5 protein-coding genes are annotated in these 5,685 nt (G+C 71.5%); 3 read left to right on the forward strand and 2 right to left on the reverse strand.

Features of this window, described 5'->3' with window-relative positions; genetic code table 11:
- Nucleotides 1-1,346 (reverse strand): MFS transporter (locus tag ABZ215_RS43070; protein ID WP_354956694.1); only part of this gene is annotated, 1,346 nt, incomplete at its 3' end.
- A gap of 33 nt (nucleotides 1,347-1,379) precedes the next feature.
- Entirely contained in the window at nucleotides 1,380-3,689 is a 2,310-nt protein-coding gene (locus tag ABZ215_RS43075; RefSeq protein ID WP_354956696.1) for a cytochrome P450/oxidoreductase, read from the reverse strand.
- Between the two features lie 135 nt (nucleotides 3,690-3,824).
- Here ABZ215_RS43075 and ABZ215_RS43080 point away from each other — a divergent pair, with 135 nt between their 5' ends.
- From ABZ215_RS43080 to ABZ215_RS43090, 3 genes are all read left to right on the forward strand, one after another.
- Nucleotides 3,825-4,487, forward strand: a complete 663-nt coding sequence (locus ABZ215_RS43080) for a helix-turn-helix domain-containing protein (protein WP_354956698.1) — start codon at nucleotides 3,825-3,827, stop codon at nucleotides 4,485-4,487.
- 155 nt (nucleotides 4,488-4,642) lie between these two features.
- Nucleotides 4,643-5,167, forward strand: a complete 525-nt coding sequence (locus ABZ215_RS43085) for an FAD-dependent monooxygenase (RefSeq protein ID WP_354956700.1) — start codon at nucleotides 4,643-4,645, stop codon at nucleotides 5,165-5,167.
- Nucleotides 5,168-5,514: 347 nt separating this feature from the next.
- Nucleotides 5,515-5,592 (forward strand): hypothetical protein, encoded by a 78-nt coding sequence (locus ABZ215_RS43090; protein WP_354956702.1) that lies wholly within the window; start codon nucleotides 5,515-5,517, stop codon nucleotides 5,590-5,592.
- Nucleotides 5,593-5,685: the final 93 nt, after the last annotated feature.

Genomic DNA, 5,685 nt, shown 5'->3' on the forward strand with positions numbered 1-5,685 from the left:
GCCAGTGCGGCGACCTGTTCCCCGGTGACCATTTCGGACAGTTCCACGCGCAGGTCCGGCAGCTGCCTCGTTTCGCGGCTGGTCGCCACCGCGAGCACGGTGATCGCCATGGTGAGCACGAGGTAGCCGATCACCGCGCCGACGCCAACGCTGTCGATCAGCCACACCGCGATCAGCGGCGCCGGCGCCCCGGCGATGATCGACGAGCCCTGGAACACCAGGGACGAGCCGGCGTAGCGGTAGCGGGTGGGGAACAGCTCGGTGATCCACGCGGCCTCCGGCCCGGCGAGCATGCCGTGGAACAGCGCGCCGGCGCAGACACCGAGCCACAGCATCGGCACGCTGGCGGTCTGGACCATCCAGAAGAACACCGGCGCCCAGACCACCAGCGCGACGGCGGGCACGAGCATCGCGATCTTGCGGCCGACCCGGTCGGACCACGCGCCGCCGCCGATCATGCCCGCGAACTGGCACACCGACGCGAACGTCACCGCCAGCACCACATCGCCGCGCTGGTACCCGAACGACGTCGTGGCGTAGGCGATGACGAAGACGGTGTAGATGTAGAACGCGATGTTCTCGCCGAGCCGCATCCCGAGACCGTGCAGGACCGCGCGGGGCCGGGCCAGCGCTTCGAGCACGCTCGACCTGTGCGCGGCCTTGCGCTCGGCACCGGCGCGGGCGGCCTGGAACACCGGCGATTCCTCGACGCTGCGCCGGATCCAGAACCCGATCACCAGCAGCGGCACCGCGACCAGGAACGCCACGCGCCAGCCCCACGCGTCGAAGGCGTCACCGGGGAACAGGCCGCCGAGGACGGTGACCACGACGGTCGCCAGCACGGTGCCCAGCGGCGCGCCGGCCTGCGGCCACGAGGCCCAGAACCCGCGGCGCTTCGGCTCGCCGTACTCGCTGACCATGAGCACCGCGGCCCCGAACTCGCCGCCCAGTGCGAAACCCTGCGTCATGCGCAGCACGACCAGCAGCAGCGTCGCCCAGATGCCGATCTGGTGGTAGGTGGGCAGCAGCCCGATCGCCGCGGTCGAGGTGCCGAGCAGCAGGAACGTGGTCACCAGCATGGGTTTGCGGCCGAACTTGTCGCCGAGGTGCCCGAACACGATGCCGCCGAGGGGGCGCGCGACGAACCCGAGCCCCTGGGTGGCGAGCGCGAGGAGCAGCTGCACGATCCCGTTGCCGCCGGGGAAGAACAGCGGGCCGAGCACGGTCGCGGCGAGCACGCCGTAGATCGCGAAGTCGTACCACTCCAGCACCGCGCCGGCCATCCCGCCCGCGAGCACGCGCCGGAAGCTGGTGGCGGGCCGCGCCTGCCGCACCGTTGACGTCATTGTCAGTTCCTTTCGAATGTCCACAGGGGAGGGTCAGAGCCGGAGGGTGATGCGGTCGCCGCAGGCCCGCGAGCAGCAGGTCATCATCCTGGTGCCGGCGGCCCGTTCGGCCTTGGTGAGGACCACGTCGCGGTGGTCGACCTCGCCGTCGAGGACGGGCACTTCGCACGTGCCGCACAGGCCTTCTTCGCAGTCGCTGGGCACGTCGACGCCGGCGGCGCGCAGTGCGGCGAGCACGGTCTCGTCCGCGGCGACGCGCACCGTGAGCCCGGAGTCGGCGAGGTCGACGTCGAAGGCGTGCTCCACGGCGGGGTCGAGCACCCGCTGCGTGGTGGTGAAGTGCTCGACGTGCAGCGCGTCGTCCGGCCAGTGCGCGCTCGCCTCGGCCAGCGCGTCGAGCAGACGTTCCGGCCCGCAGGCGTAGATCTGCGTGCCTTCCGCCGGATTCGCGAGCAACGCGACGACGTCGAGGCGCGTTCCGTCCGTGCTGGTGTGGACGTGCAGACGGTCGCCGTGGTCGCGCCGGCACCGGTCGAGCAGGGCCATCGCGGTGGTGTCGCGGCCGCAGTAGTGCAGTTCGTAGCTGCCGCCGGCGGCCTTGACGTGATCGGCCATGGCGATGATCGGGGTGATCCCGATGCCGCCCGCGACGAACACGTAGTGGCGCGCGGCGGGGTCGAGGCGGAAGTGGTTGCGCGGGCCGCGCAGCGACAGCGTGGCGCCGGGGCGCAGGTTTTCGTGCACGTAGCGGGAACCGCCGCGGCTGTCCGGGTCCTTGAGCACGGCGATGCGGTAGGTGCCGGCGTCCGCGGGGTCGCCGCACAGCGAGTACTGCCGGGACAGCTCGCCGAGCTGCAGGTCGACGTGCGCGCCCGGTGACCACCTCGGCAGGGGCTTGCCGTCGGTGGCGGCCAGGGTCACCTCGAGGACGTCCTCGGCCGCGCGCTCGACCGACACGACGCGCACCGTCCGGGCCACGGCGCGCTTGGACGGTTCCCCGATCCGAACCGGGCGGCGAAGCTCGGTGATGGACGGGTCGGCCCGTTCCGGGTTGGCGGCGGGATCCCACTGCACCCACAGGTGTTCCGGGCCGCGGAAGGAGGTGTTGGGGACGTAGGTGAACTCCTGGTCCGGCACGAGTTCCAGGTGCGGCAGCCTGCGGGTGAGTTCCTCGAGGAAGATCTGCAGTTCCATGCGGGCCAGGTTCTTGCCGAGGCACTGGTGGCTGCCGTAGCCGAAGGTCAGGTGGTCGGTGGCGTTGTCGCGGCGGAGGTCGACCTCGTCGGGGTGGTCGAAGTGCCGTTCGTCGCGGTTGGCCGAGGAGTTGACGATGAGCAGCTTGGCGCCGCGCGGGATCGGGACTCCGCCGATCGTGGTGTCCCGGGTGACCAGCCTGCGCCACGCCGCGACCGAACCCGAGTGCCGCAGGCATTCCTCCACGGCGTGGGGGATCAGGCCCGGGTCGGCGCAGATCTCCTCCCACACCGAGCGGTTTTCCAGCAGCAGCTTGATGGCGTTGGCGGCGGCGTTGGCCGTGGTCTCGTGGGCGGCGACGATGCCGGCCATCATGATCGAGTGCAGGTAGGAGTCGGTGATGACGTCCGGGTGCTCCCGCTGCGCGCGGATGCTGTAGGGGATCCAGCCGTGCCCGGACGGGTCCTGGCGCAGTTTGTCCAGCACGGTTCCGGCGTACTGCCAGAACCTGCCGACGTTCTCGGCGACGGCGACCTGCTCCTCGGGTGAGGGCCTGCCCCAGGTGTTGACGGTGTGCGCGATGGAGTACTCGCGCAGGGTCGCCATGTCCTCCTCGGGAACGCCGAGGAAGTGCAGCGCCACGGTGAGCGGGACCTCCCACAACATCTCGTCGACGAGGTCGGCCTTGCCGGCGTCGACGAACCGGTCGACGTACTCGCGCGTCAGCCGCCGGACCATCGGCTCGTGGTGGACGAGCTGCTCCGGGGTGAACGGGTGCATCAGGACCCGCCTGCGGGGCATGTGTTCCGGCTCGTCCTCGTTCACCAGCGTGCGGTTCATCGCGTAGCCGTACTTCGCCAGCGTCGCGGTGGCCTCGGCGGAGACCGGCGTGATCTTCTCCAGCGCGATCGAGGGCGAGAACGTGGTGTTGTCGCGGAAGACGGCCTTGACGTCGTCGTAGCGGGTGACGACCCAGTAGCCCAGGCGCGGGCTGTAGAACACCGGCTCCTCGTCGCGGGACCAGCGCACCGCGGCGGGCGGGTCGGCCTGGTACTCGGGGCCGAACGGGTCGAAGGCGCTCGCCCGGGGCGAGACCGGGCAGCCGGCCGCCGCCGCTGCGTGATCGACCGGGCACGACCCTGTGCTCATGCTGTTCACCTCGTGTTTTACTGATAACGCACATGTTGTTGCGGTGAGCGAACCGCGGTGTAGCGTAAGTGGGGCACGGGGAGGCGTCAAGGTCCGCCGGTAGAGTCGGGCCGGGATCGACAGCGGAGGGGCGGCATGAGCACGTTGCAGACGCTCGACCGCGGGCTGCGGGCGTTGGAGGTCGTGGCGGAGTCGCCGTCGGGCATCTCGGTCGCCGACCTGGCGCGCGAACTCGACGTGCACCGGGCGATCTGCTACCGCATCGTCGCCACGCTGGAAGGCCATCGGCTGGTGTCCCGCACGGGGGACGGGCGGGTGCGGCTGGCGTCCGGTCTGGCGACCCTGGCGGCGAAGTTCGAGCCGCACTTCAACCAGGACGCGCTGCCGCTGCTGAAGGAACTGGCCAACCGCACGTCCGCGACGGCGTTCCTGTCCGCGGCGGAGGGCGCCGAGTGCGTGGTGGCGATGGTGGCCGAACCCGAGGGCACCGTGCTGACCGTCGGCTACCGGGTCGGCAGCAGGCACCCGCTCACGCAGGGCGCGGCCGGCCTCGCGATTCTCGCCGCCCGGCCGGAAGAACCCGGCGAGCCGGACGCGGTGCGGCAGGCCCGCCAGGACGGCTACAGCCTGACGCGCGGCCAGCTGGAACGCGGCGCGGTCGGCCTCGCCGCGGGCATCCGGGCCGGCACGCTGGAACGCAGCGTCGGCGTGGTCGCGATCGACGGCCTCGACACCGGCCTCGCGGCCACCGAGGTGATGGCGACCGCGCGACGGATCGAACAGTTGCTCACGGCCTGAGCCGTGGCGGTCAGGCGCCGAGGGCCGCGAGCGGACACCACTCGCGGCCCTCGGGCTTGGTGAAGCCGGTCAGTTGTCGTTGTGCACTTCTGGTGGGCGTAGGGCGTGCCGGTCGTGTCCGGCCTGGCTCGCGTCCGCGAGGTACTGGATCCGCCGTGGACGGCGTCGGTGTCACCGTTCATCTCCACGTGGGCGGCGGCCTGCGCGCGGCGTGGCTCGTCGGCTGCGACGGCGGCCGCAGCCTGGTCCGGCGCCAGGCGTGCTTCGACTTCCCCGGCACGGACCCGACGATCACGGTCCGCCAGGCGACCGGCACCGTGCACGGGGCGGAGCTGCTGGGCCAGGGGTGGCAGCACAAGACCGCCGGGCTCTACGGCTACGGGTCGAGGCCGGGCTGGATCGGCACCATTGAACTGGACGGACCGGCGGCGGACCGGGAAGCCGCGGTCACCGCGTCCGAAATGGACGCCAGCCTGCGGTGGGTCAGCGGCCTCGACGTGCGCGTGAGCGACGGCGCCGACGGCGGCACGCGCTTCACCCCCACGCGCGGCAGGCGAGCACCTACCGGCGTGGCCGCATCCTGCTGCGCGGGAGGCCGCCCACGTGCGCCCTTCAGCGGCCAAAGCCTGAACCTTGGGCTCGGCGACGCGGTCAGCCTGGGGTGGAAGCTCCGCAGGTGACCGCGATGCGCGGTGATGCCTACAGCAGCGCGCTCCGGTCCGTGGTCGCCGGTTTCCTCGGCACCCGGGACGGCGCAACGCTCTACGCAAGTGGGCCTCCGGTCTCGGGCAGCGCTACGACCTGGGGACGGCCACCCGCTGGTCGGCGCGCTGATGCCGAAGCTCCAGCTGGACGATGGCAGCCGGCTTGCCGATCACCCCCGCGGGGGAAAGGCTTGCTGGCCGACTTCGCCGGGAACGACGAGCTCGCCGTCCTGGCGAAGGCGTATGAACGCGTCTGGAGTTGGTCCGGGGCAGCGCGGAGGACGCCGGCCTGACCGGTTTGCTGGTGCGTCCGGGACGGTTTCGTGGCGTGGGCGTCGGGTGCAGGTGATACCGCCGGCCTGGAAACCACGCTGACCCGGTGGCTGGGTGCTCCGGTCTAGCTAGGGCGTGTCTGACAAAGATCGCGGTTGGTGGCTGGGATGCTGCTGGTCGTGTCGCGGTTTCAGATGCTCTCGGATGAGCAGTGGGCGTTG

Source organism: Amycolatopsis sp. NPDC006131, from assembly GCF_040614175.1.
In the GTDB taxonomy this organism is placed as follows: Bacteria; Actinomycetota; Actinomycetes; order Mycobacteriales; family Pseudonocardiaceae; genus Amycolatopsis_E; species Amycolatopsis_E tucumanensis.